We start from the raw sequence: 21,922 nt of genomic DNA on the forward strand, positions 1-21,922 counted from the left end.
ACCAGTTTCAAGACAACCTAAATATAGATCAGACTGTCTTTATACGCTCTCCGCGTTTTGCGAAACAAGAGCATTTTGGCTATAGCCACCTTGAAGCCGATGCATAATCGGTTTCAAGGCAGGATAAACATCACAATAGATTGAAAATGCATGGTCATACCGAACCCTTGCTACTGAATCGGGGGTCGTGCGCGGGACTAGCGTTACCCAACCTTTTTTAGCGGCATTATCGTCCACAAGTCCAATACCGACTGCCGCGAGCAATGCTGCACCCAATGCTGCCTCCACGTTTTCTTCGATGGTGTACACCTGATAGCCCGTGACGTCGGCGATCATCTGCATCCATAAGTCGGAGTGCGCAGCCCCACCTACTACGATCAGTTTGGCGTCCAGCGATTGTGCACCTTTGGCCCCCGCCTCAATATTGTGCCTTAACGCAAAACTGACGCCCTCAAGCACGGCCCGATACAGATGCGCCCGGGTATGAAACAGACTGAGTCCGATAAACGCACCGCTGGCCTTGGCATCCCAGACCGGACTGCGTTCGCCCATCAGATAGGGCAAGAAGATGATCCCATCAGCCCCCGGTGCAATATTTTTTATCTCTTCCTCCAGAATCTGATGTGCATCACCGCCCTCAAGTTGTGCAGCAGCCGCGATCTCGGCTTGACAAAATCCCTCCCGAAACCAGCTTACCGACGCTCCGGCAGCAATCGCGCCGCCAAATATATACAGGTCCTCGCGACTATTGTAAACATGCGGCATACTAATCAAACCGTGATGCGCGTCGACTTGCTGATTAATGTAGCCCCAACACATACTAGTGCCGATCATTGCAACGTGATTGCCTGCACTTGTTACCCCTGCCGCAAACGTGGCGACCGCAGCATCCACGCCCCCGGCGACGATAGCCGTCCCCGCGGCTAAGCCGAGGTGTGCAGCCTGCTCCGGCAACAATCGCCCTACCACATCGCTGGAGTTCACTAATCGCCCGGGCATCATTTGCGCCGGGATACCGAGGCAATCCAGCATTTCTTCCGACCAGCAACGCTGTCGCACGTCGTAGATGCCGCCGATATTGCCCGCCGAACTGTGATCCACCGCAATTTCGCCGCATAACAGGTAATTGATATACGCATTCGGTGGAAGAAAAAGATGCGTCCGTTTCCAGATGTCCGGGCGATTTTTTTTAATCCACAGCATTTTGGTAAAACCGTAGTAGCTGTCGACGGAATTTCCCGTGATGGTATACAGTCGCTCCAAATCAACGGTTTCGTTAATCCAGCGCACTTCGTCGTTAGCGCGGCGATCCATCCAGATCAGGCAAGGATGCAGCGGCTTCATCTGGCGATCAACAGGAATTCCTGCGCCGCCATACAGACTGCTGACACATATCGCCTTGATTCGCCCGGCGGGCAGACCACTTTTTCTCACAATTTGCTGTATGCATTCGGTAACAGCATCACACCAGACCGACGGCCATTGCTCTGCCCACAATGGCCTTGGCGTATCCAGCTCATAGCTACTGGCATGCTGGGCCACAATACTACCAGCGTGATCGACCAGCAATGCTTTGGTACTTTGCGTGCCTATATCGACACCAATGACGTAGTCCATACCTTGCCTCAGATAGCCGATGGTTTCAATAAAACTTTGATTGAATCGAACGAGTTAGCGAGTGCAAAGGCTTTTTCCCAGTCGTCCAGCGGAAATTCATGCGTGACAATACCTGTCGATGTTAGTAAACCACGCTCGAACAGATTAATGGCAACCGGATAACAGTACGGCCCCAAATGAGCACCACGGACGTCCAGCTCTTTACGATCGCCTATAATGGACCAGTCGGCACTAGTCTCTTTGCCAAAAACGCTAAATTCGACAAAGCGACCCAGCTTGCGAATTAACTGTAAACCTTGTGTTACTCCTGCCGGAACGCCCGTTGTCTCAATATACACGTCACAGCCATATCCATCGGTGAGCAAGTCAATAATCGCTTTTGCATCCTCGTCTATCGGGTTAATAACCACGTCGGCACCCATTTGACGTGCTGCTTTTCGGCGCTCCGGGACCAAATCGATGACCACTAGTTTCTTTGGCGTTTTTAGACGCGCTACTTGCACCATCATCAGCCCCAATGGACCCGCACCGGCTATGACGACCACGTCATCCAACTGAATCTCAGCGCGATTGACGGTATGAATTGCACAGGCCATCGGCTCAATAATAGCAGCGTCATTTAACGACAGCGATGCAGGGATCTGATGCACGATAGCCGTCGGAGGAATTCGCATGTAGTCTGCCATACCGCCATCGGCCACTTCACGCTGAAATCCAAATATGTGGTGCACTTCGCACATCCAGTATTTGCCCGATTTGCAGTAGCGGCATTTTTCGCAGGGCACAATTTGCTCGGCAATGATGCGGTCTCCCAGTTTTACGCCAAAATGCTCCTTGGCGCCGTCACCCGCCTCCACAACGTAGCCGAAAAATTCATGCCCGGGGACAACCGGTGGTTTAACCCACGCGGGTATGCCTTCGCCGCCCCAAAACATGGCAGCGCCGGAATGACACTTGCAATCGCTGGCGCAAATGCCACAGGCAGCAATCTTGATGACCAGTTCGTGACGTCCTGCAACGGGGCGTTTTATTTTTTCCAATCGATAGTCATTAGCCCCGTGGCAGACAACTGCTTGCATATCCGCTTTTCTGACTTTTTCGAGAGCATTTTTTTTATTCGTTTCAGCTTGCGTGTTAACCCGCATTTTGGCCTGCGATTCGATTTGCAATTTCGCTTGTTTCATATAATCCTAAATAATTCCTAGGGGCGAAATAATCTGCAAGATCAGCAGTAATTAAATCGCTCGGGCGTACTACGCAGATATTGTGTTCGTAAAACGAGTGACCAACTGGTCACTCGCTCAAGTACCTTTGCCAGAACTGCGGCTGATATAAATGGCGAGCAAAATAATGACGCCTTTAATGATGTTTTGAAGGTATGGCGATATGCCCATCATGTTTAGTCCGTTGTTCAAAACGCCGAGCATCAGGGCGCCAATCAACGTACCAATTATTGATCCGCGACCACCGGTGATTGCTGTTCCGCCCATGACTACCGCTGCTATCGCGTCCAGTTCGAACGACACGCCAGCATTAGGTTGACCGCTCATTAAGCGAGAGGTCAGCACCAATCCGGCAATCGCTGCGGTAAAGCCACTGATTCCGTAGACTAATAATTTATAACGAGGAACGCGGATACCACTAAGTCTGGTTGCCTCTTCGTTACCACCGATGGCATAGATGTAGCGACCGACCGGCGTATGGTTAAGTACGACATAGGCTAAACCGAACACAACCAGCATCATTAAAATCGGGGTCTGGATACCAAAAAAATTGCCACGACCGAAAAACTCAAACCATTGCGGCAGGCCCCCAACTGGATAACCGCCTGTATAAATCAGCGCCAGTCCGCGCGCAATGCCCATCGTCGCCAACGTGACGATAATGGGCGGCATCTTGGCATACGCAATAAAGAAACCATTGGCAAAACCAAAGGCAACGCCAGCCGCCAGGCCAATGAGAATAGCCAACGCAGGCGGCACACCAGCAGCCATCATTCCCGCGGTCAGCGTGCCCGTTAGCGCCATGACCGCACCGACGGACAGATCAATGCCACCGCTAAGAATCACGCAGGTCATACCTACCGCAATGATGGCGTTGACGGACACTTGGCGCGCGATGTTGATCAGGTTCGCAGCAGACAGAAAGTCATCGGTCGTTACGGTGACCACCAAGCAGACTAAAACCAGTCCGATAAAGGGAAAAAAAGCAGGAGATTTTTTCGATATTCTGAGTAAGTCTTTCAGTGTATTGAAATGCCTTACCGCTTTTCCCGTGTAATCCATACAGAGGATTTCAGGCTGTCGCATGACGCATTACCTCGTTTGAATTGATGGACTCGGCTAACAGTGTCTGCACAATCGCACCTTGTTTGAAAACCGCAACCCGGTCACACATTCCCACGACTTCGGGTAGCTCTGAAGATATCATGATGATTGAGTAACCTTGCCGTGTTAGCTCGCGCATCAGAATATAGATTTCTGCCTTTGCACCGATATCAATGCCACGTGTGGGTTCGTCGAAAATTAGGATTTTGCAGTAATGGTTAAGCCAACGCGCTATCACCACTTTTTGCTGATTGCCGCCGCTGAGGGTTGAAACCAGCGCATCGGGACCAGACGCTTTGATACCGACCTTGTTAACGACGATCTCGCTGGTACCAAGCTCGGCTTTTTTATCGATCAAAAAACCGTTATGCAAATATTTTCCAAGGTTATTGATAGAAATATTTTCCTTAATGCTAAATTCAATAATCAGTCCTTCCGTTTTTCTGCTCTCCGGTAATAAACCGATGCCGCATTTCAGGGCATCGGCCGGGTCTTGCAGAGAAACCGCAGCACCATCTATCCAGATTTCCTTATGCCACACGGCGTCGGCTCCGATAACCGCACGCGCCAACTCGGTGCGACCGGATCCGACCAAACCGGCAAAGCCTAAAATCTCGCCTTCGTAAAGAACAAAACTATTGATGGGACCGTCTTTCTTAATCTGCACTTCAATCGCTTCCAGCGCTACTCTGCTGGATTGCCGAGATGCAGGTTTAGGCGGAAAATTGCTTTCTAACTTGCGCCCTACCATCATCTCCACCAGTTCATCCAGATCCGTGCCAGCAATGTCTGAGCAACCAACATGTTTGCCGTCGCGCAAAACCGTGATACGGTCGCACACTTCAAAGATTTCTTCCATGTGGTGGGAAATAAAAATCATCGCTACCCCAGCTTGTTTAAGATCGCGCATGATTTTGAAAAGATGCTGTGCTTCAATTGGCGTGAGGGTAGCGGTCGGCTCGTCCAGAATCAGTATTTGTGCGTTAAGTGCTAACGCTTTGCCGATTTCTACAAACTGCTGATGGGCGACGCTGAGTTGGCAGATGTCGACTGACATATCAATATCGATGCCTAGCCTGTCAAATATTTTCTGCGCTTTTTCTCGCATGGCAGCTTTTAGAAGCCAACCAAAACAGTTAGTCAACTCACGCCCGAGAAAAATATTTTCAACCGCATTTAAATGCGGTATCAGGCTAAATTCTTGAAAAATAATACCAATCCCTGCATCAATCGCATTGTTGTAATTAGCGAACTGCTGCGGTTTGCCGCTGACGAATATCTGTCCTTCGTCAGGTTGATAAATCCCGCTAAGAATTTTCATCAAAGTTGATTTACCCGCGCCGTTCTCTCCTAGTAAAGCATGAATTTCACCCTTATCGACCGATAAGTTGATACCGGATAACGCCTTTACCCCGGGGAATATTTTTGAAATATTCTCCAATTTCAAAATCGTGTTCATTGTTGCCTTGTGCATTCAATCTTGGGACGCACTTACCCATCGGGACATGACGAGTTAGTGCAAAAAGGGCTAAAAAAGGTTACCAGTGAAACGTTGCGGCAGCTTTTTTATCCACCAACGTAACATCTACCGGGACCGTGGCTGGCACGTGTGCGCCCCATTTTTTCGCCATAGCAATGGCGAGTGCTATGCGAATCTGATCGCGCGGATATTGTGCGGCAGTAGCGATAAACTTAGAGTTGTACTTCTTGATCGCTTCGATAGCCTCGGGGGTCCCATCAACACTAACCAACTTTATATCCTTGCCGCTCGCCTCAATGGCCGACAATGCACCCAACGCGCCGGTATCGTTAACACTAAAGATGCCCTTTAATTTTTGGTTAGCCTGAAGGATATTTTCGGTAACAGTAAGTGCATGATCGCGTTCTTGTTTGCCATTCTGTGTGGTCACTATTTGAATGCCAGCGAACGTCGATAGCGCTTTCTTGCAACCGCGTACGCGTTCAAGAATCGGCACCACCGGGATGCCATCGAGAATCGCTATATCGCCTTTACCGTTTAAACTTTTTGCAAGATAGGTACAGGCTATATGACCGGCATCAAAATTCTTAGACCCCACATAAGAATCGATAGGCCCCTCAGCATTGGCATCTACAGCCACTGTCACGATGCCCGCTTCATGGGCCGATTTCACGGCTGACTGGATGCCGACCGAATCGGTAGGATTGATGAGCAAAATATCGACTTTTTTCTGGATCATGTCTTCGATATCGCTGATCTGTTTGGAGGCATCGTGTCGTGCATCGGTAACGATCACCGTCGCGCCGATGCTTTCGGCGGCATCCGTCAATGCTTCTTTCATTACCACGAAGTAGGGGTTATTTAGTTCCTGAAATGACATGCCGATTTTTAATGGTACTGCCGCACCGCTAGCGGCGATGGCGGGGAAACTAAAGGAAAGCATTGCAACGGCAGTAACTAACGATAATTTCTTTTTATAAATCATAAACGTCTCCTCTATTTTTAAATGACATCACAAGACGTATCGCTTACACCCATAGCATATGGCGAAAATCGCGACTGACCACACTCCCTGAATGCATTCTGGTAGTCTCAATTGATGCCTGAATAACGATTCGCTCATACCCCCTGTACAAGCGATAAATGCGTGGCGCATGACAACTCACAATGCAATTTCCCCTTATATAAAAAATCTTTCTCATGACTTTGGACGGGTTAATTAATTGACTAGTCCATGGCAATTAATCCAGCTCAATTAATTCAACTTGATTAATACAACTTAATTAACGCAGCTTTGAAAACACAGCCCATGTAATCCAGCCGACCTGACCGCGCCAACTTAACAAACCCAAATGAGATGAGAAAGACAAAAATGAAAGCGTCAGGCTTCCCCGAACTTTCATCGAGACGCGTTACACCTTTGTTCAAACAGCATTACACTTCGAAAGTTTTATTTCATCGCAGGCACGGAACGCTGACGGGGACATGCCCTTTTGCATTAAAAATTGGCGATTAAAATTGGATAGATTATTAAAGCCGACGTTGAAACAAATATCTGTAATGCTCATCTGTCCTTTGGTCAATAATTCACATGAAGCCTTGATTCGGAGGTGATTTACGTAACTGACAAAAGTCATTCCGGTGTGTTTTCTGAACGCGCGCGAAAAAGCGCTTACGCTTTGGCCAGTCAATGCAGCAAGATCGGGTTCATGGAGTTCAGTGGATAAATTATTACTGATATGCGTGACCGCAAGATTAATCTTTGAAGACATGAAATCAAGCGGGTCCGATGCGTAGTCGTAACTTGCCAGCCGCGTTCGACCTACATCAAGAGTCATCACCTCTAACAAACCCAAAAATAACTGTATGCGCCGAAAACCACGTGCCTCTGTCAATTCCCGCATCAATGGCTGCGCTGCAAGGGCTGTGCTGGGCGAAAACAATAAGCCGCTTCTTGACTCCGTTAAAATCGATTTCACTGACTTTAACTCAGGGAAAACATCGATTGCATTGAACAATGCCTCGCCGGGAAATTGAACCACCAGACAACGCTGTTTTACCGACTGTCCATCCGCTAATTCGCTGACCCAATTGTGCGGAAGATTGGGGCCCAACATCACCAGATTACCCGGCGCGAAGGTACCGATATAATCACCGACAAACATTCGCCCAGAAGTCGCCGTGACAAGATGGATTTCATACTCAGGATGAAAATGCCAGCGTACAGTCCTATACGGATAACCATGCGACCATGCGGTGAAAGACTCATCAACGCGTACATGCACCACTTCCAAATCAGGCTCCATATTCAACTTCCATCTTGATGAGTATGGGATTTTCAAAGCGCGATAGCCGACTTCTATCCGCGATGCGCTTATTGTTTCTCCATTGAGTCTTACTGGCATTTAAATGGAACATTGACGACACGACATTAAGGGTTGCCATTTCATAGTCTCCTACTAGTTTTGCTGCGCTGATCGTCAAGAGCATCAGAAAAAATAAAATATTTTCAAGGCCCGTTTCTGATTGCGTGATTGTTTATGCGCCTTAGTCTAGATGCTCGCAATCCAGCGCACCACCTCAATAATGCAACGCAAATAATACTTTTTTGCAAGGCGTGGGAAAGCCTGGAAATACTCTGTATCATCTCGCGGAAAACACTAATCAAACGACAATTAACGATAATTTTTCATTTCTAAAATCGCTCGGCGTAAACTATTTTTCGGGCACCTCGCGCCTTTTATATAGACGATTGAAACCGGGGATATATTTAGCAGATAGTGGGCGTAGGCTGTTGTAAAAACAGCGCTCTTAGGTTTTTATTTTGATAAAAATTTTACAAAAATTCGAAAGAAAATAAATTCACACTGCGAAAATTATAATTTTTGATCGCCGTAATTTTAATAACGAGAATTGCCGCCCTTATTCGCCGAACTGATTATTTATTTTCAATACATAGCTGAAAAGCTCGTTGGGTTGGCTGAAAAACTTACCATACTAACGGTCGAGATAGGCAGTCAATATTGCCAGCAGGGTGAAGCGTCTTTATTATTATTTTAGGCGTTTAGAATTAATATTCCTTTTAACATCGGAAGGCGAAAGAGATATAAGAATCAGGGCAATGGCGACAGCGTGCAAACAGCTGTCGGACAAAGCTTGGATGACAGAGAATAGGGATCGCGGCAGGATCAAAGCTTTGGGAGCGAGAGTACTCCGTTGCAAGTGCGCAATCCTGCGCCCAAAATTGACAACGGATGAACAAATTTTAGCTTCATAAAAGCTTCGGAGTACGTAATCGGCTTCGGTCCGAGGGGCGCGCTTGTAGGTAAAACCCTGTGTGTGCGCCCTTTCGAAAAACGCTATGTGGCAAAATTTAATTTAATTTTGATCCCAGCAAACACCTTTTTTATCAACTTCAATGCGGATTAGTTCATTGCTTCCACCGCCGAAAACGTTGCCGCCTGTGTATGTCAGACAGCCCTCGTTTTTGTATAGCACTTGCATCCGCTGCACGTCGTTGCCGAAATAAAAAGGAATCCAGCGTTTGCCGGTTTCATGCCGCAATAAATCGTCCGGTGCGCCTATCAATGCCGACACTGCTCTCATAGACATGCCCGGTTTGATGCGTGCGAATTTGCTGTCGGCAGATGGCGTGCCAATTACTTCTGCGTCTTTCTTGTCTGGACTGGATTTAGATCCGCTTTTTGAGACGCTTTCTGACGTGGCAAAGGGTGGCGTCATTTGATCGATTGCGTTGTGTGATGCGCAACCGGAGATGGCGATGGCTGCTGATATTAAGATGATTTTTTTATGCATTAACTTTCTTTCTTTTGGGTGGGTTGATATTTAATGTTGTTTTAAAATTTTCATGAGATGTTATCGCTCTGCATTGATTATTCGATTGTTCGATTGTTCGATTGTTCGATTGTTCGATTGTTCGGTAGCCTGAACGGCTGCTCTCCGCAGATGCTAATGAGCGTAATCCGAAATCCACTTTTTTTTGCTTGGCGAGGACGCTTACCAAAAATAAGTAACTAAAAAAGACGACCGCAGACGCGTTGCCGGGGGGCGCATGCCGGGTATTTCGATTCCCAGCGGTGAAAATACCAACTCGCCGAGTGGCTCAGACAGGTATTCAGACAACTCCCGAGGGAAAGCCGAAAGGGCAGGCAACGCCAATGACGGGCTTAGATCAACTTCAACGGCAGCGCCAATAGAGACGGCAATGGAAAATTTGACCGCAGATCAACATTCAACCGCTATCGGTACTGCTAATCCGGATGCAAAGCTCTGGCCATCTTTTTGGAGCTACCGCAACGCTATTTTTTCGACGCTACATATAAGCGGCACGACTCATTTCCTTTAGATCCAACGTATTTTGTGCAGGTCATTGCTACTCTACCTGTCAATAAACTTCTGCGCATACCGGCCATATTGGACTGCCGCCTCACGGGAGGAAGGTTTTTACCGCTGCTGATACAGATGTTGTATCAAGACGGCCCTCTTAAACTTGCCATGTCACATATTAGTTTGCGCCTTCTCGATCACATGCCTCCATTGCTTTTGATAACGGTGATTTTAGAAACACTAGTCCGTCGTGTGACTCATCGGCTGAATACATTGCGGTGACGACTTTTGATATTTCCTGTTTTGATACCAAGCTATTGCGTTTGGGGATGTACATCCATTCAAAATGTGGGGACAGTTCTTGCAGGAATTTGTCCACGGTGACACCGGCGACATTTCTCAAGTGATGTGGAGCAAATTCGACAATTAAATATTTCGACTCGCTCAAAATATTTTGCATTCCCTTGAATGCAAAATACTCAGAACCTTCAATGTCCATAAATATCAAATCAAATTTTTCTGTTACCAACGCTTTATCCAAAGGTTCTACATCAACCTCTACGATCTCAGGCTTGTCGTAGACGTAAGCCAGATCCAAAACCTTGGGCATACGCTTGGATCCGCCGCTATTGTCGCGACTTAAAATAAAAGGAATTTTTCCAGATATTTCTCCTGCAGCAAAATTATAAGATTTAACGTTACTGCAACCATTAAGCATCAGGTTTGCATTGAGATATTTAAAGGTGTTTGGATTGGCTTCTATGGCTACTAATTTTTTGCAATATTTTGATAATGGAACTGTCAGTGCGCCAATGTGCGTCCCAATCATAAGGACATCGCTATTAGGGGGAATCAACGACCTTACCAGATCAAGTTCGGTCTCATTGTAATTGCCTGTTCGCAGCAACTTTTTACTCACGGAGTCGTCCTCCGGATCCACGGCGAATATGCCATGCTTGGCCTGTACTAGTAGGCCCATTGCATACGGTCCGAACGAGGCCATTTTTTCTCGACGAAGTTCCGCTTTTTTTGCGCGTCTAGCCCACTTGGCTTTTTTGCGGACATCTCGAAAAAAGCTCAACATGCGACGGCGGCGAAGATTGATGTTTTATGACTGCCTGATATACGCGGTGCGCCGCCTTGTATTAACATTGGCTGCGACTTGAACGGGCACGGCCGGTGGCGAATCGGATAGAAATAGTTAAGAACTTGCATGTCAACTCCCAAAAACCGAGTTTTAACACGCATTTATTCAAACACCGTAAAAATCGCTCGCCCCAAACGCAAAGACTAGTGAATTACTTAAGAATGAAGATGAAAACAGGCAAATTCGGCCCCGTTCAAATGACATTTTTTCAATAGTAAAAATAGAATTTTAAAATTACACGGGGGAATTAATCAATCTGTTTTTAATGGTTTTTTTGTAAAATTTGATGATCAGATTACGTAGGAGACAGGGAAATCAGGGGGTCGTTCCGCTAGACCGGAATCCAGAGATTCGGCACACAGTGACGCAGGAAAGCGATATAAATTATGGTTAGTACGGTCACGCGAGCCTATTCAGCATGCCTTTTACTGAGGGCTCGCGTGATTGCCTTATTCAACTCAGATCGCCCATCCTCCTCCGTAAAATAGTGCGAGTGCAATGGCGATGGCAACCGTGCCTATTGTTAATTTTTTATACTCACCAGATACGATGCGGCCAATCACTAATGTGCAAAAGCCCAGCATGATTCCGGTGACTATGTTGCAGGTCAGGACGATAAAGACAGCGCATACCAGTCCGGCCATGGCATCTACCGTGTCCTCCATGTGCATTTTGCTTACACTACCAAGCATGAGCAAGCCGACATACATTAGCGCGGGCGCGGTAGCGTAAGATGGCACTAGGCCCGCCAATGGCGAGAAAAATATGACGGCGAGGAATAACAAACCAACGACTACGGCAGTAAGGCCGGTGCGTGCGCCTGCTGCTGTGCCCACTGTTGATTCGATATATGCTGCAGCCGGTGCGCCACCTACGAAACCGGCGAATATTGAGCTTAACGAGTCTGCCGTCAGCGCCCGACCGCCATTATGTATGTAGCCATTTTCATTGACTTGTCCTGCCTGTCCGGCCACAGCGCGGATGGTGCCCGTTGCGTCGAAGACTGCAGTCATCACCAGTGCCAGCACACTCGGTAATACTGCCATGCTGAGTGCCCCTTTAATATCCATTGCGCCGATCAATGATGCATGCCCAGGAGAACTCATTGCTGGCCAGGCAAACACGCCGGTAAATTTTACGGCAGGGTCAAATATAAGCCCAACCAACGATAGCGTTATGACGACCAATAAAATACCACCAGGGACACGCCGCCGTTCAAGCCCAAAGATCGCTGCCAGACCAACTATACTCATCACTACCGGAAATGAGGTGATATGACCAAGGGCGACCGGTAATCCCGGACCGGCGTTTTTGATCACCAGTCCTACGTCATTTGAAGCTATCAGTAGCAGAAACAATCCAATTCCGACACCAGTGCCGTGCGCTACACCAGCGGGCAAGTTTTGGAGTATCCACGAACGCACCCCAGTCACAGAAATCGCCGTAAAAACTAATCCGGTCAAAAATACTGCGCCAAGAGCAACTGCCGGGGAGATTCCTTTGCCGAGTACCAGCCCGAACGCAGTAAATGCGGTCAGCGAAATCGCACAACCCACCGCGATCGGCAAACGCGCCCAAAAGCCCATTATTAAAGAACCAAATGCGGTAGTCAGGCACACCGCTACAAACACGGCACTGACATCAAAGCCGGCTTTCCCTAGCATGTCAGGCACTACAAAAACGGAATACACCATCGCCAGGAAGGTCGTGACGCCAGCAATAATTTCACGACGTTGAGTGCTTCCGCGCGCAGTGATCTGAAAATATTGATCTATTTTTGCTGTCAGCGCGCCAGGTACTGCGATGTGCTCCTTGATATTAACCTGTGGATGGGGCTTAACCGTTTGCTCTGTCATGATCGAACTGCTCCTTTTTTATCCTTTGGTACGACCTTCTGGTGCGACCGTCCTCAGGGCGTCTCTCGTTTTATATTTTTTACCGCCTGGCGACCGATTTCCCAATCGCGTCTGCCGGGCTACTTGTCACATGCAATGCTTTGACTGTTACAGCTTATGTTATGGCCAGTAGCGAACCATCATGAGCGATGAATAGCCGCCATTTGAATTTGCATATGCAAAGCCCCCTAACGCTCCGCATTGCTTTTAAACTTACAACGTTTTTATCATAATCCGTGTAGTGGCGCCAATAGCAGCTGAAGGTCCTCGGGCGTGAATTTGGAGGCGAGCGCCCCATCCCTGCCTAGCACGCCTTCTGCCAGCGCGGCCTTTCGCCCCTGCAAATCAAGGATGCGCTCTTCTATACTGCCTTCGATCAATAGTTTATAAACGAACACGGGATGTTCTTGACCAATGCGGTGAGCGCGCGCCGTGGCCTGCTCTTCTACTGCAGGGTTCCACCACGGATCCATATGGATTACCGTATCGGCAGCGGTAAGATTAAGGCCTACGCCACCTGCTTTTAGACTGATTAACAGAATGGGGATGGTTTTGCTTTGGAATTGCGCGATTAGCGCACCGCGTTTAGCGGGCGGCGTCCTACCAGTCAGTGCTAGCCAAGGGAGCGCCAACCTATCGAGTTCTTCTGCAATCAAGTGCAAAAGCTCGGTGAATTGGGAAAATACCAAAATCCGGCGGCCTTCGGCAACTAAGGCCGGGAGCATGTCACGCAGCAGGTCAAGTTTGGCCCGCTCCATGCTGCCCGGGTGGCTGACTCCCTTGAGCAAATAGGGATCGCAGCAGACTTGCCGGAGTTTTAATAAAGCATCCAGAATCGTAATTTGTCCGCCGGTAAATCCTTTGCGCTTCAAAATACGCCGCACGTTTTCGTCAGCGGCCACGCGCACGCTCTCATACAGGTCGCGTTGATGGCCTTGCAGTTGCACGCGTTTGATCACTTCGGTTTTGGGCGGCAGTTCGGTAGCAACCTCATCTTTACGTCGACGCAAGATGAAAGGCCGCACCCGCTGTGCGAGTAATTGTGCGCGTAAAGTTTCTCCTCCCGCCTCAATCGGCTTGCGCCACAAACGGGTAAAACTACGCGCATCACCCAAAAACCCCGGCATTAAAAAATCAAACTGCGTCCATAACTCGCCCAGGTGATTTTCCAGTGGTGTACCCGTAATACATAAGCGATGGCGCGCATCGATCCGCCGCACGGCATTGGCACTGCGCGCTGCGGCATTCTTAACGGTCTGCGCTTCATCCAAAATCAGGATGTGAAAGTGCTGCGCTTCCAGCACCGTACGGTCGCGCCACAATAATGGATAAGTCGTCAGGACAATATCATACGAGGCCATACGGTCAAAATCCTGTTGTCTGTTAGGCCCCTGCAAAGTCAATACACGCAGGCTTGGCGCCATCCGTTTGGCTTCGGCCTGCCAGTTGAATATCAACGAGGTCGGCAATACAATTAACGCGGGCCTATCCATGCGACCGGATTGCTGTTCAATCAAAAGATGGGCTAGCGCTTGGGCTGTTTTGCCCAGACCCATGTCGTCGGCCAAAATGCCGCCCAGATGCTGCTCGCGCAGGTATTGCAACCAGGCCACACCATGCAACTGATACGGACGCAAGGTAACACCCAAACCGCTTGGCGCATTAATCGACTTAGGTCCGGAAGCCAGCGATAATCGCTGCGCCAGATCGCGCAATCCCGCATCGCCTCGCAATTGCCATGCGCCGTGGACGCCTGCCCGCTGCCGCTGCGACGCCAACAAACTTAAGCGCATCGCATCGAGTCGATACGCGTCCCATGCGGACAAGCGCAAGGGACCGTCTTTACGACCGGGATCGGATAATAAATCCAGCATGCTGCGCACAATCGCTTTAAGCGGCGCAGCCCGTGCTTCGATACGTTTACCTCCCGGTGCACGAAGAAGTATCACGGCCTCGTCGTCGATTAATGCGATTTTATTGGCATCCAGCCAGCGCGCATCACGCTGGATCAGATTAGCCAACAATGGGGTTAAATCCAGTGTTTCACCAGCAATCTCGATTCCCAGCGTCAGTAGCCACGAGGCGCCTGAAGGTTGACTTAACGAGGTCACCGCTGCGGGACGACCGCGCATGCGGGCCGCCACTTCTTTGCTTAATATTTCGCCTGTTTCGGTACTAACCTTTAGATGCCAGGCATCTACCGGAACGCTTTCATGGGCAAAGCCGGGAAGCACTGCTATCGACCAGCCTTCTGCCTGCAAAATCGGCAATTGATCTGCCCAGAAATCGCTAAAAAACTCTTCCTGAATTAACGTCCAGAGCGAATCAGTTCGCCGCTCTTCGGCCTCGGTACGCCATTGCAAATTCTGGGCGGGTAAAGGATGCAAGCCAAGCTCCCACACCCGATCCAGCGCGTCGGCCTCTGCCGCCAAATCGCGCAACAGCACGTGTTGCCCATGCTGATCATCCGTGTACTGCGAAGACGCTGGACGACGGTTCAATAATGCCGTCGGCGCCGGAATTTGCCAGTGCTCCCCATCCCCTGTGACATAGGTCCAGGCGATCCGAACGACAGTGACGTGACCGCCGCGCGGGCCAAATGGGCCGGACGGCTTCATCCCCAGCAATCCATCGCCACGGGTCAACGTTTGTAAGGTGAGAACGGGACGAAAATGGTTGCGAGATAAAGGCTGGCTGGTCATCGGACGTGGGCAAACATCGAGTCAATATTTTGAGGTCGCTAAATCGTTTACCTATAGTTGCAAGCCTGTATTTGCATACGCATATATTTGCTCACGATCCCATGATTATTTGCGCATTATTATGAGATCGAAGCTGTCTGCGTTATTGCTGAGCCGTCACCTTTACCACCAATAAAGTGTACCTACAGGGCAACTAAACGCAGGATAAATCATCCTGTGAAGTCGCCCTGCCGGTGACCGCAAGCGCTCGGGTGTTACGTTGGCTTTGGGCCTTTGCGATGTGGCTTCGCTTTTTTTGCGGCATCGGTACGATTGTTAAAATCGTTCTTGTTTTTGAACGGCGGTTTGTCCGACTGCTTTTCACCCACGCGCCTGTCTCCGCCCGATTTTGGGGATGCAAAAGACTTGCTGATGCCACTAGATTTGTCCGCTACCGGAGACCGTTCGCCGCCAGCATGACTTATGCGGAGCTGTTGCCCAGCAACCCACACGGTTTTTAGATGCTCAAGTAGTTCTTTTGGCATGCCTTCGGGTAAATCCAACGTACTGTGATCGTCAAATATTTCGATCCGACCGATATGTTTAGAATCCAGGCTCGCCTCGTTAGCAATAGCACCCACGATGTTCCCTGCCTTTACGCCGTGCTCATTCCCTACTTCGATACGGAAACGTTCCATGCCCGCATCAGGCTTACGATCATTGCGGTCGCGCTTAGGCGCTTCTGAACGCGCAACCGGCTCGTGCGATTCAGGGCGGTCTCTACGTTCAAATCTCTCAGCAGGCGCAGCGAACGAATCCCGCGGTTTATCGGAAGAAAACGCCGTCGTTGTAGCGACGGATTTGCTCGCGGTCTCCGGTGTGGTTCCGTCACGGCTAATCCGTAACTGCTGACCTGCGACCCAAACGGTTTTGAGATGTTCGAATTGCTCGGCAGGCATGCTAGCTGGCAGATCAAGCACACTATAATTGTCAAATATCTCAATACGCCCAATATTTTTGGAGTCGATCCCCGCTTCGTTGACAATCGCCCCGACAATATTGCCCGGTTTGACGCCGTGAGTGTGGCCGACCTCTATGCGGAAGGTCTGCATGCCGACATCGGGAGCGCGATCACCGCGCTCTTTTCTAGGCGCAGCCGGACGCTCACTGCGCTCTGCACGTTCCGGGCGCTCGCTGCGCTCAAATCGTTCGGGACGCTCGGATCGCTCACCGCGTTCATGACGATCAAATTTACCCGCAGATGATGACCGCTCATCCGACCATGCTGCAGGACTTGTTTCGCGCTGATTTTTTTCAATCAACAACGGCACATTGCCGCGGGCCATTTTGGCAAGGGCTGCCGCAATTTCAATGGCTGGTACGTTGTTTTCAGCCTCATACTCTTCAATAATGGAGCGGAATTGTTCTAATCCGCCAAGGGCGAGCACCTCGCCTATCTGCGATTTAAATTTAGCAATGCGTACATCATTGACCGCTTGAATACTCGGCAATATTAATGGTTCTATCGGCTGGCGTGTCGCCCGCTCGATCGCCTTAAGCAGACTTTTTTCACGCGGCGTAATAAATAATATCGCCTCACCGCTGCGCCCTGCGCGACCGGTACGTCCGACCCGGTGTGTATAGCTTTCAGGATCATGCGGGACATCGTAGTTAACCACATGACTGATACGCTCAACGTCAAGGCCGCGGGCTGCAACGTCGGTGGCGACCAGAATATCTATGCGACCGTCCTTCAACTGCTGAATAGTCCGCTCGCGCTGCGCTTGCTGAATATCGCCGTTGATTGCCGCCGCAGAAAAGCCACGTGCTTGCAGCTTGCTGGCTAATTCTTCAGTGCCCAACTTTGTGCGCGAAAAAATGATCATGCCATCAAATGTCTCCGCTTCGAGAATGCGCGTGAGCGCTTCAAGCTTCTGCATGCCGCTCACCAGCCAATAACGCTGACGAATGTTATCGGCAGTACCAGTTTTGGCGGCAATCGCGATTTCCGAAGGATCGCGCAAATAAGTTTTCGCAATGCGTCGGATGACCGACGGCATGGTGGCGGAGAACAATGCCGTCTGTCTGGTGGCTGGCGTTTTTTTGAGGATGTTTTCTACATCGTCGATAAACCCCATGCGGAGCATCTCATCGGCTTCGTCGAGGACCAGTGTTTTTAGTTGGGACAGGTCAAGCGTGTTTTTATCCAGATGATCGATGACACGACCCGGTGTGCCAACAACTACGTGCACACCGCGGCGCAACGCGCGCAGTTGCGGCTCGTAACTTTGGCCGCCATAAATAGGCAGTACATGAAAACCTGGAATATGCGCTGCATAACGTTGAAAAGCCTCCGCTACCTGAATGGCAAGTTCGCGCGTTGGCGCCAGAACCAATGCCTGTGGGGTGGTTTGTCTGATGTCAATCCGTGAAAGAATCGGCAGCGCAAACGCGGCCGTTTTTCCTGTGCCCGTTTGGGCTTGACCGAGAACGTCGCGATTGGCTAATAGAATTGGAATAGTTGCTGCCTGGATCGGCGACGGCGACTCATAGCCTACTTCTTTCAGTACGCGCAGAAGCGGCTCACTGAGATTCAGATCGGAAAATAAGGGCAAAGGTAATTCTGACATGGTGTAACTCGCAAGTTTGCTCGAATCGCAGTATGCGAAACAATGTGGTGCGTAGTTTACTCTTTTGTGGCCTGCGCGGGGCTATGCCGACCGCACATTCTGTTTGTATTCACAACAACTTGGACCAGAATTACAAGAGACGCAGGGCTAATGTAGTCATATTGACATCCAATTTGCAGATGGCCCTAGCGAGATGTTTTGGCATCTCACCTGGCACGGGTATATGTGTACGTTTAAAGCATACGCCAGTTGCGACCGCCAGACGGTTTTGCCGCAGGCCTTCGGCTATCGTCACCACAAGTATAGAGCGATACAGCGTCTTGCGACAAGGCTACCCGATTTAAGACCGAAGATGACTGCTGGAGCAGGCGCTATTGCCCGGTTTTATTTGATTCCTATGAAAAGCTTATTTTCTGTCGTACGGTCAAACCGACAAAAATTGCATAGTTCGATTGATAGTCGCTTAATATAGGTCACATTTGTAGTATCAATATCCTGGCTTGCAACGCTGTTATTCGTTATTTAATCCTGAACAGGATCTACCAAAATGATACGACTTGCATTGCTATTATTGGGCGCGGATTATTTACGTAAACGTTGGCGCACTTTGCGCTTCATCGGCTGGCTCTGGGTGCTCGCAGGTTTGATCGTATTTATAGACGCGCTGGATAATGCGCTATATTTTCCGATAAATTTCTTTGCCTGGATACTGATTGTCGACGGCTTGTCCACGTTAGCCGTCGCATGGACCGGAATAGGTGGCCAGCGGATCCTGCGTTACGTAAAAGGCATCGCCTTTCTAGTCGCTGCGGCGCTCATTTTGGCCGGACACCATCACGGCAATTTCATTCTGTCGATGATTTTTGGGACGCTGTTTCTGACAGACGGCCTATTGCAGTCTTTATCAGCGTGGATCGTGCGTTATCCACGCTGGCGTACCGCCCTCACCGGCGGATCGGTTGAAATCCTTTTAGCGATTTTCTTTTATCAGCCCTACCCTACGCATTATGTTGGAACAGTTCCCTACTGCCTGGGTTTGGGATTATTTTTCAGCGGCTGGAGCATGTTACTGCTGTCGTATCGGGTGCATCGAATGCCGAACGGCCCTCTGGGCAAAGTAGCACAAGAATTTTTTGCGCCCGGCGCTCAGCGGAATCATGCCTCTACGTCCAAAATCCCTGCACCTGTCGAGTGGGATGGTCCGCCAGCGGAAAATGAACGCGCACTCATCATTCACATATGGACGCCCGTTGGATCCTCAAAAAATCCTGGCAACAGGAGACCGTTGGTGGACCGGTATATTGCCTCTGTCGACGCCAACGGTGTGATTTCAACCGGGCATGCGGCGTTAGAATCGCCGGAGGGTATCTACATAAGTCTTTACCCTGATGTCGAAATTGATCGTTCCTCTGACGATTTTAGTCGTCTGCTAAGAGCGACGGATGAAAACAATGTACCGGGCGTATTCCAACCCGATTATCTGACTGAATCACAGGGCTGGTGCAGTTCCACTACCAAGGTCCGGATTAGAAATTACAGTCCGGAACGACTTCGGGCATTTTGGGAGGAATACAAAAAAGACGCGACCTATAACCTGACTTACCGCAATTGTTCCAGTACCGTATCAAAGGCATTAGAGGCAGCAGTAGAGGGCGCGATTGGTCATTTACATGGACCGAATCACGGCTGGATTCCCTTTGTGCGAATGCTCATTACGCCCGAACTTTGGGTCGCAGCACAAATTCGGAAGCGCGCCAAAACCATGGCCTGGACGCCAGGCCTCACACTAGACTATGCCCGTGCATTAAGTATGCTGGTTGACCCACGCCCTTTCGGCTGGCTCAAAATGACACGGCTCGCGCTGAAGAAAATTTACCGATCACGTCGGCAATGGCGTGAGGAACGATTGACGCTTGAAGAGCGAGGTCCCTCTCGCTGATACCAATACGTTCTTTCTGCGCCTCCTTGTCGGCTTCTCAATTAACCCACAATCAATTAGTCTGAAGGCTTCATCTTTAAAGGGGGAAGCTTGCTTACGACAGTTCGTTGAGCAATTTAATAACGCGCTCACTCGATTGCTGGAATCCGTTCAAAAGAAGTTTTTGTGCCTCCTCCTTTTTTCCGGATTGCGTCAGGCTCACGACGTTCGAGGCGTGATAGTGAAAACTCTTGTGCTCGGCGACCAGTTGCTGAAATGAGCTGTATTTGCCTAGTTGCTCTTGCGCAGATCCGTGCAGCCATTTACCCAGATCGCAACGGTTGTCGAAGCATATAATTTCGGGTCGTAAATATTCAGAAGATTTGCCTGCAAGAAAAGTGCTTAACCTGATTTTCCAATTTTCATGTGCAGCAATCGCGGCACCAACATATAGCTCGCGGGTGCTTTTAAGTTGCGATTCGGAAATTAATTCTGGTGCATTCTTTTTGAATTCACATCCGATCCAAAGATATTCTTAAAAAATTTTAGCATAGGGCACAGTACTCCTTATTGAGATTAATAATAATGACTGTTGATGCAGAACACCTTAATTTAAGTTTCACTAAAAGCGCCATGAGTGCTACGTTGCGTGCGAGAGCTTGATTTGTACCCAGGGCGGCGGCAAATTTTTAAGGATGGTCGATCGCATGCGTAAAATTTATTAGTGCAGCGATCAATGCAGGCTCTTTAAGCAGGAAGTGAGGTTGATATCTCACCGGTTTTACGTAAAAAGTGTTCCGGGCATTGGCAACTTAGAAGTTGTCTATGGGAAATAGTTTCGATTAATTGCAAAAGTGTCGCACTCACCCTTGCAGACTTTTATCAAATTCTTTGCGATCCTACCGTCTATGAGGCTTTTCACTGCTGGGCCATTTGCTAGCAATACACGCTGCCGCGTCAAAGTTCGACAATTTTTTAGGCAGCGAGCGGAAAAATTTCTCGGCTATGTAACAAAATCCATCATAAACGTAACGGAACCGGAGGAAGTGTAACCAGAGCTACCAGACACATTTCTGGCGATTTACGTTCGTATAATCAAAGCCTGCAAACTTGCTCTGGAATCCGTTATGAAACTTCCACTTACCATCGCCGCAATAATCGCTCGCAGTTTCCCTGCCACGGAGTGCCCCGCTGAAGGGCCTCTGAATGCAATCAGTCTGGTTTTAAAAACTCCACCGCCGCCATCGAAAGTTGAACTCATACCGAGTCCCCGCGCGGGCATGGTGTGGGTGCCGGGCATGTGGAACTATGTGTGCGGTTGGTACACCTGGCAAAATGGTGGCTGGGAGCTGGATAGAAAAGGGCAATGTTATGTACAGGCAGAATGGAAGCAATGCGCCGCCGGATGGCAGCTCCATCATGGGTACTGGCAAGAGCTGCCCAGAAATCGCCCGCTAGCAGAGGCAAGCGGCAAAATGGGCGCAGTGATTCCGTATGATCCCCTCGGGGCTTATCGCTAGACACGCAATGCGCCCGTGATCGAAAACGTAGTGTGGCGATAAAGCTGCGTATTAATTCCAAGTCAATCAGAGAGTGCCTGCGCTCGCAAGCGCCTGATGATTAGCACAAACGATCAAGCTAGGGGATGTCTGACGGACGTGTCTGCGTAGGCTTTTGTCCATACCTAATCGGCTGCTATTGTGTCCATCATTGATTAATCCTGAGTGATTTTCTTCCATAGGTGTCCCCCTTATATAGCTGGACACCATCATCGCGAATCTGGGTGCGGCTTTACCAGACGTGCTCAAATGAGCGCTTACGAAGAATCGTGCACTACGCTAAGCTGCGCGCTGGCCGCGCTACGACTTTGCCGGGCCGCA

General features: G+C 49.4%; 14 protein-coding genes. 2 read left to right on the plus strand and 12 right to left on the minus strand.

The window, feature by feature from the left end; translation table 11 throughout:
• Positions 1-39 precede the first annotated feature (39 nt).
• From HAV38_RS19605 to HAV38_RS19660, 11 genes are all read right to left on the minus strand, one after another.
• The gene (locus HAV38_RS19605) at positions 40-1,617 is read right to left on the minus strand and encodes an FGGY-family carbohydrate kinase (RefSeq protein WP_168057095.1); all 1,578 of its coding nucleotides are present in this window, start codon (positions 1,615-1,617) and stop codon (positions 40-42) included.
• A gap of 8 nt (positions 1,618-1,625) precedes the next feature.
• Complete coding sequence (locus tag HAV38_RS19610) at positions 1,626-2,696, minus strand: alcohol dehydrogenase catalytic domain-containing protein (protein WP_184013478.1); 1,071 nt, start codon at positions 2,694-2,696, stop codon at positions 1,626-1,628.
• 222 nt (positions 2,697-2,918) lie between these two features.
• Positions 2,919-3,926, minus strand: a complete 1,008-nt coding sequence (locus HAV38_RS19615; protein WP_209216823.1) for an ABC transporter permease — start codon at positions 3,924-3,926, stop codon at positions 2,919-2,921.
• Positions 3,913-5,403, minus strand: coding sequence for a sugar ABC transporter ATP-binding protein (locus tag HAV38_RS19620; protein ID WP_168057096.1), 1,491 nt, complete (start codon positions 5,401-5,403; stop codon positions 3,913-3,915). Before HAV38_RS19620 ends, HAV38_RS19615 begins: the two co-directional genes overlap by 14 nt.
• Before the next feature lie 79 nt (positions 5,404-5,482).
• Positions 5,483-6,367 carry an ABC transporter substrate-binding protein gene (locus HAV38_RS19625; RefSeq protein ID WP_168057111.1) on the minus strand — a complete coding sequence of 295 codons (885 nt, stop codon included), beginning with the start codon at positions 6,365-6,367 and terminating at the stop codon, positions 5,483-5,485.
• Positions 6,368-6,848: 481 nt separating this feature from the next.
• Positions 6,849-7,730 carry an AraC family transcriptional regulator gene (locus HAV38_RS19630; protein WP_245182473.1) on the minus strand — a complete coding sequence of 294 codons (882 nt, stop codon included), beginning with the start codon at positions 7,728-7,730 and terminating at the stop codon, positions 6,849-6,851.
• Positions 7,731-8,802: 1,072 nt separating this feature from the next.
• Positions 8,803-9,240, minus strand: coding sequence for a hypothetical protein (locus HAV38_RS19640; protein ID WP_221313870.1), 438 nt, complete (start codon positions 9,238-9,240; stop codon positions 8,803-8,805).
• 709 nt (positions 9,241-9,949) lie between these two features.
• Positions 9,950-10,855: an FkbM family methyltransferase gene (locus HAV38_RS19645; RefSeq protein WP_168057097.1), complete on the minus strand. Its 906-nt coding sequence runs from the start codon at positions 10,853-10,855 to the stop codon at positions 9,950-9,952.
• 521 nt (positions 10,856-11,376) lie between these two features.
• Positions 11,377-12,774 carry an NCS2 family permease gene (locus HAV38_RS19650; protein WP_245182474.1) on the minus strand — a complete coding sequence of 466 codons (1,398 nt, stop codon included), beginning with the start codon at positions 12,772-12,774 and terminating at the stop codon, positions 11,377-11,379.
• A 266-nt stretch (positions 12,775-13,040) separates the two neighbouring features.
• Entirely contained in the window at positions 13,041-15,515 is a 2,475-nt protein-coding gene (locus tag HAV38_RS19655) for a DEAD/DEAH box helicase (protein ID WP_168057098.1), read from the minus strand.
• 254 nt (positions 15,516-15,769) lie between these two features.
• A complete protein-coding gene (locus HAV38_RS19660) occupies positions 15,770-18,124 on the minus strand; it encodes a DEAD/DEAH box helicase (protein WP_168057099.1) in 2,355 nt (784 codons plus the stop codon).
• Positions 18,125-18,671: 547 nt separating this feature from the next.
• Here HAV38_RS19660 and HAV38_RS19665 point away from each other — a divergent pair.
• Positions 18,672-20,063 carry an HdeD family acid-resistance protein gene (locus HAV38_RS19665; RefSeq protein WP_168057100.1) on the plus strand — a complete coding sequence of 464 codons (1,392 nt, stop codon included), beginning with the start codon at positions 18,672-18,674 and terminating at the stop codon, positions 20,061-20,063.
• 94 nt (positions 20,064-20,157) lie between these two features.
• Here HAV38_RS19665 and HAV38_RS22345 read toward each other — a convergent pair whose 3' ends face one another.
• Positions 20,158-20,565 carry a CZB domain-containing protein gene (locus HAV38_RS22345; protein ID WP_168057115.1) on the minus strand — a complete coding sequence of 136 codons (408 nt, stop codon included), beginning with the start codon at positions 20,563-20,565 and terminating at the stop codon, positions 20,158-20,160.
• A 604-nt stretch (positions 20,566-21,169) separates the two neighbouring features.
• Between HAV38_RS22345 and HAV38_RS19675 the strand changes: the two genes are divergently transcribed.
• A complete protein-coding gene (locus HAV38_RS19675) occupies positions 21,170-21,562 on the plus strand; it encodes a hypothetical protein (protein WP_168057101.1) in 393 nt (130 codons plus the stop codon).
• The last annotated feature ends 360 nt before the right edge of the window (positions 21,563-21,922 follow it).

This window comes from Glaciimonas immobilis, from assembly GCF_011947285.1.
GTDB lineage: Bacteria > Pseudomonadota > Gammaproteobacteria > Burkholderiales > Burkholderiaceae_D > Glaciimonas > Glaciimonas immobilis.

Coding starts and splice junctions, on each gene's coding strand:
- HAV38_RS19605 (WP_168057095.1), bottom strand. CDS start 1,617: ATGGACTACGTCATTGGTGTCGATATAGGCACGCAAAGTACCAAAGCA.
- HAV38_RS19610 (WP_184013478.1), bottom strand. CDS start 2,696: ATGCAAGCAGTTGTCTGCCACGGGGCTAATGACTATCGATTGGAAAAA.
- HAV38_RS19615 (WP_209216823.1), bottom strand. CDS start 3,926: ATGCGACAGCCTGAAATCCTCTGTATGGATTACACGGGAAAAGCGGTA.
- HAV38_RS19620 (WP_168057096.1), bottom strand. CDS start 5,403: ATGAACACGATTTTGAAATTGGAGAATATTTCAAAAATATTCCCCGGG.
- HAV38_RS19625 (WP_168057111.1), bottom strand. CDS start 6,367: ATGCTTTCCTTTAGTTTCCCCGCCATCGCCGCTAGCGGTGCGGCAGTA.
- HAV38_RS19630 (WP_245182473.1), bottom strand. CDS start 7,730: ATGGAGCCTGATTTGGAAGTGGTGCATGTACGCGTTGATGAGTCTTTC.
- HAV38_RS19640 (WP_221313870.1), bottom strand. CDS start 9,240: ATGCATAAAAAAATCATCTTAATATCAGCAGCCATCGCCATCTCCGGT.
- HAV38_RS19645 (WP_168057097.1), bottom strand. CDS start 10,855: ATGTTGAGCTTTTTTCGAGATGTCCGCAAAAAAGCCAAGTGGGCTAGA.
- HAV38_RS19650 (WP_245182474.1), bottom strand. CDS start 12,774: ATGACAGAGCAAACGGTTAAGCCCCATCCACAGGTTAATATCAAGGAG.
- HAV38_RS19655 (WP_168057098.1), bottom strand. CDS start 15,515: ATGACCAGCCAGCCTTTATCTCGCAACCATTTTCGTCCCGTTCTCACC.
- HAV38_RS19660 (WP_168057099.1), bottom strand. CDS start 18,124: ATGTCAGAATTACCTTTGCCCTTATTTTCCGATCTGAATCTCAGTGAG.
- HAV38_RS19665 (WP_168057100.1), top strand. CDS start 18,672: ATGATACGACTTGCATTGCTATTATTGGGCGCGGATTATTTACGTAAA.
- HAV38_RS19675 (WP_168057101.1), top strand. CDS start 21,170: ATGAAACTTCCACTTACCATCGCCGCAATAATCGCTCGCAGTTTCCCT.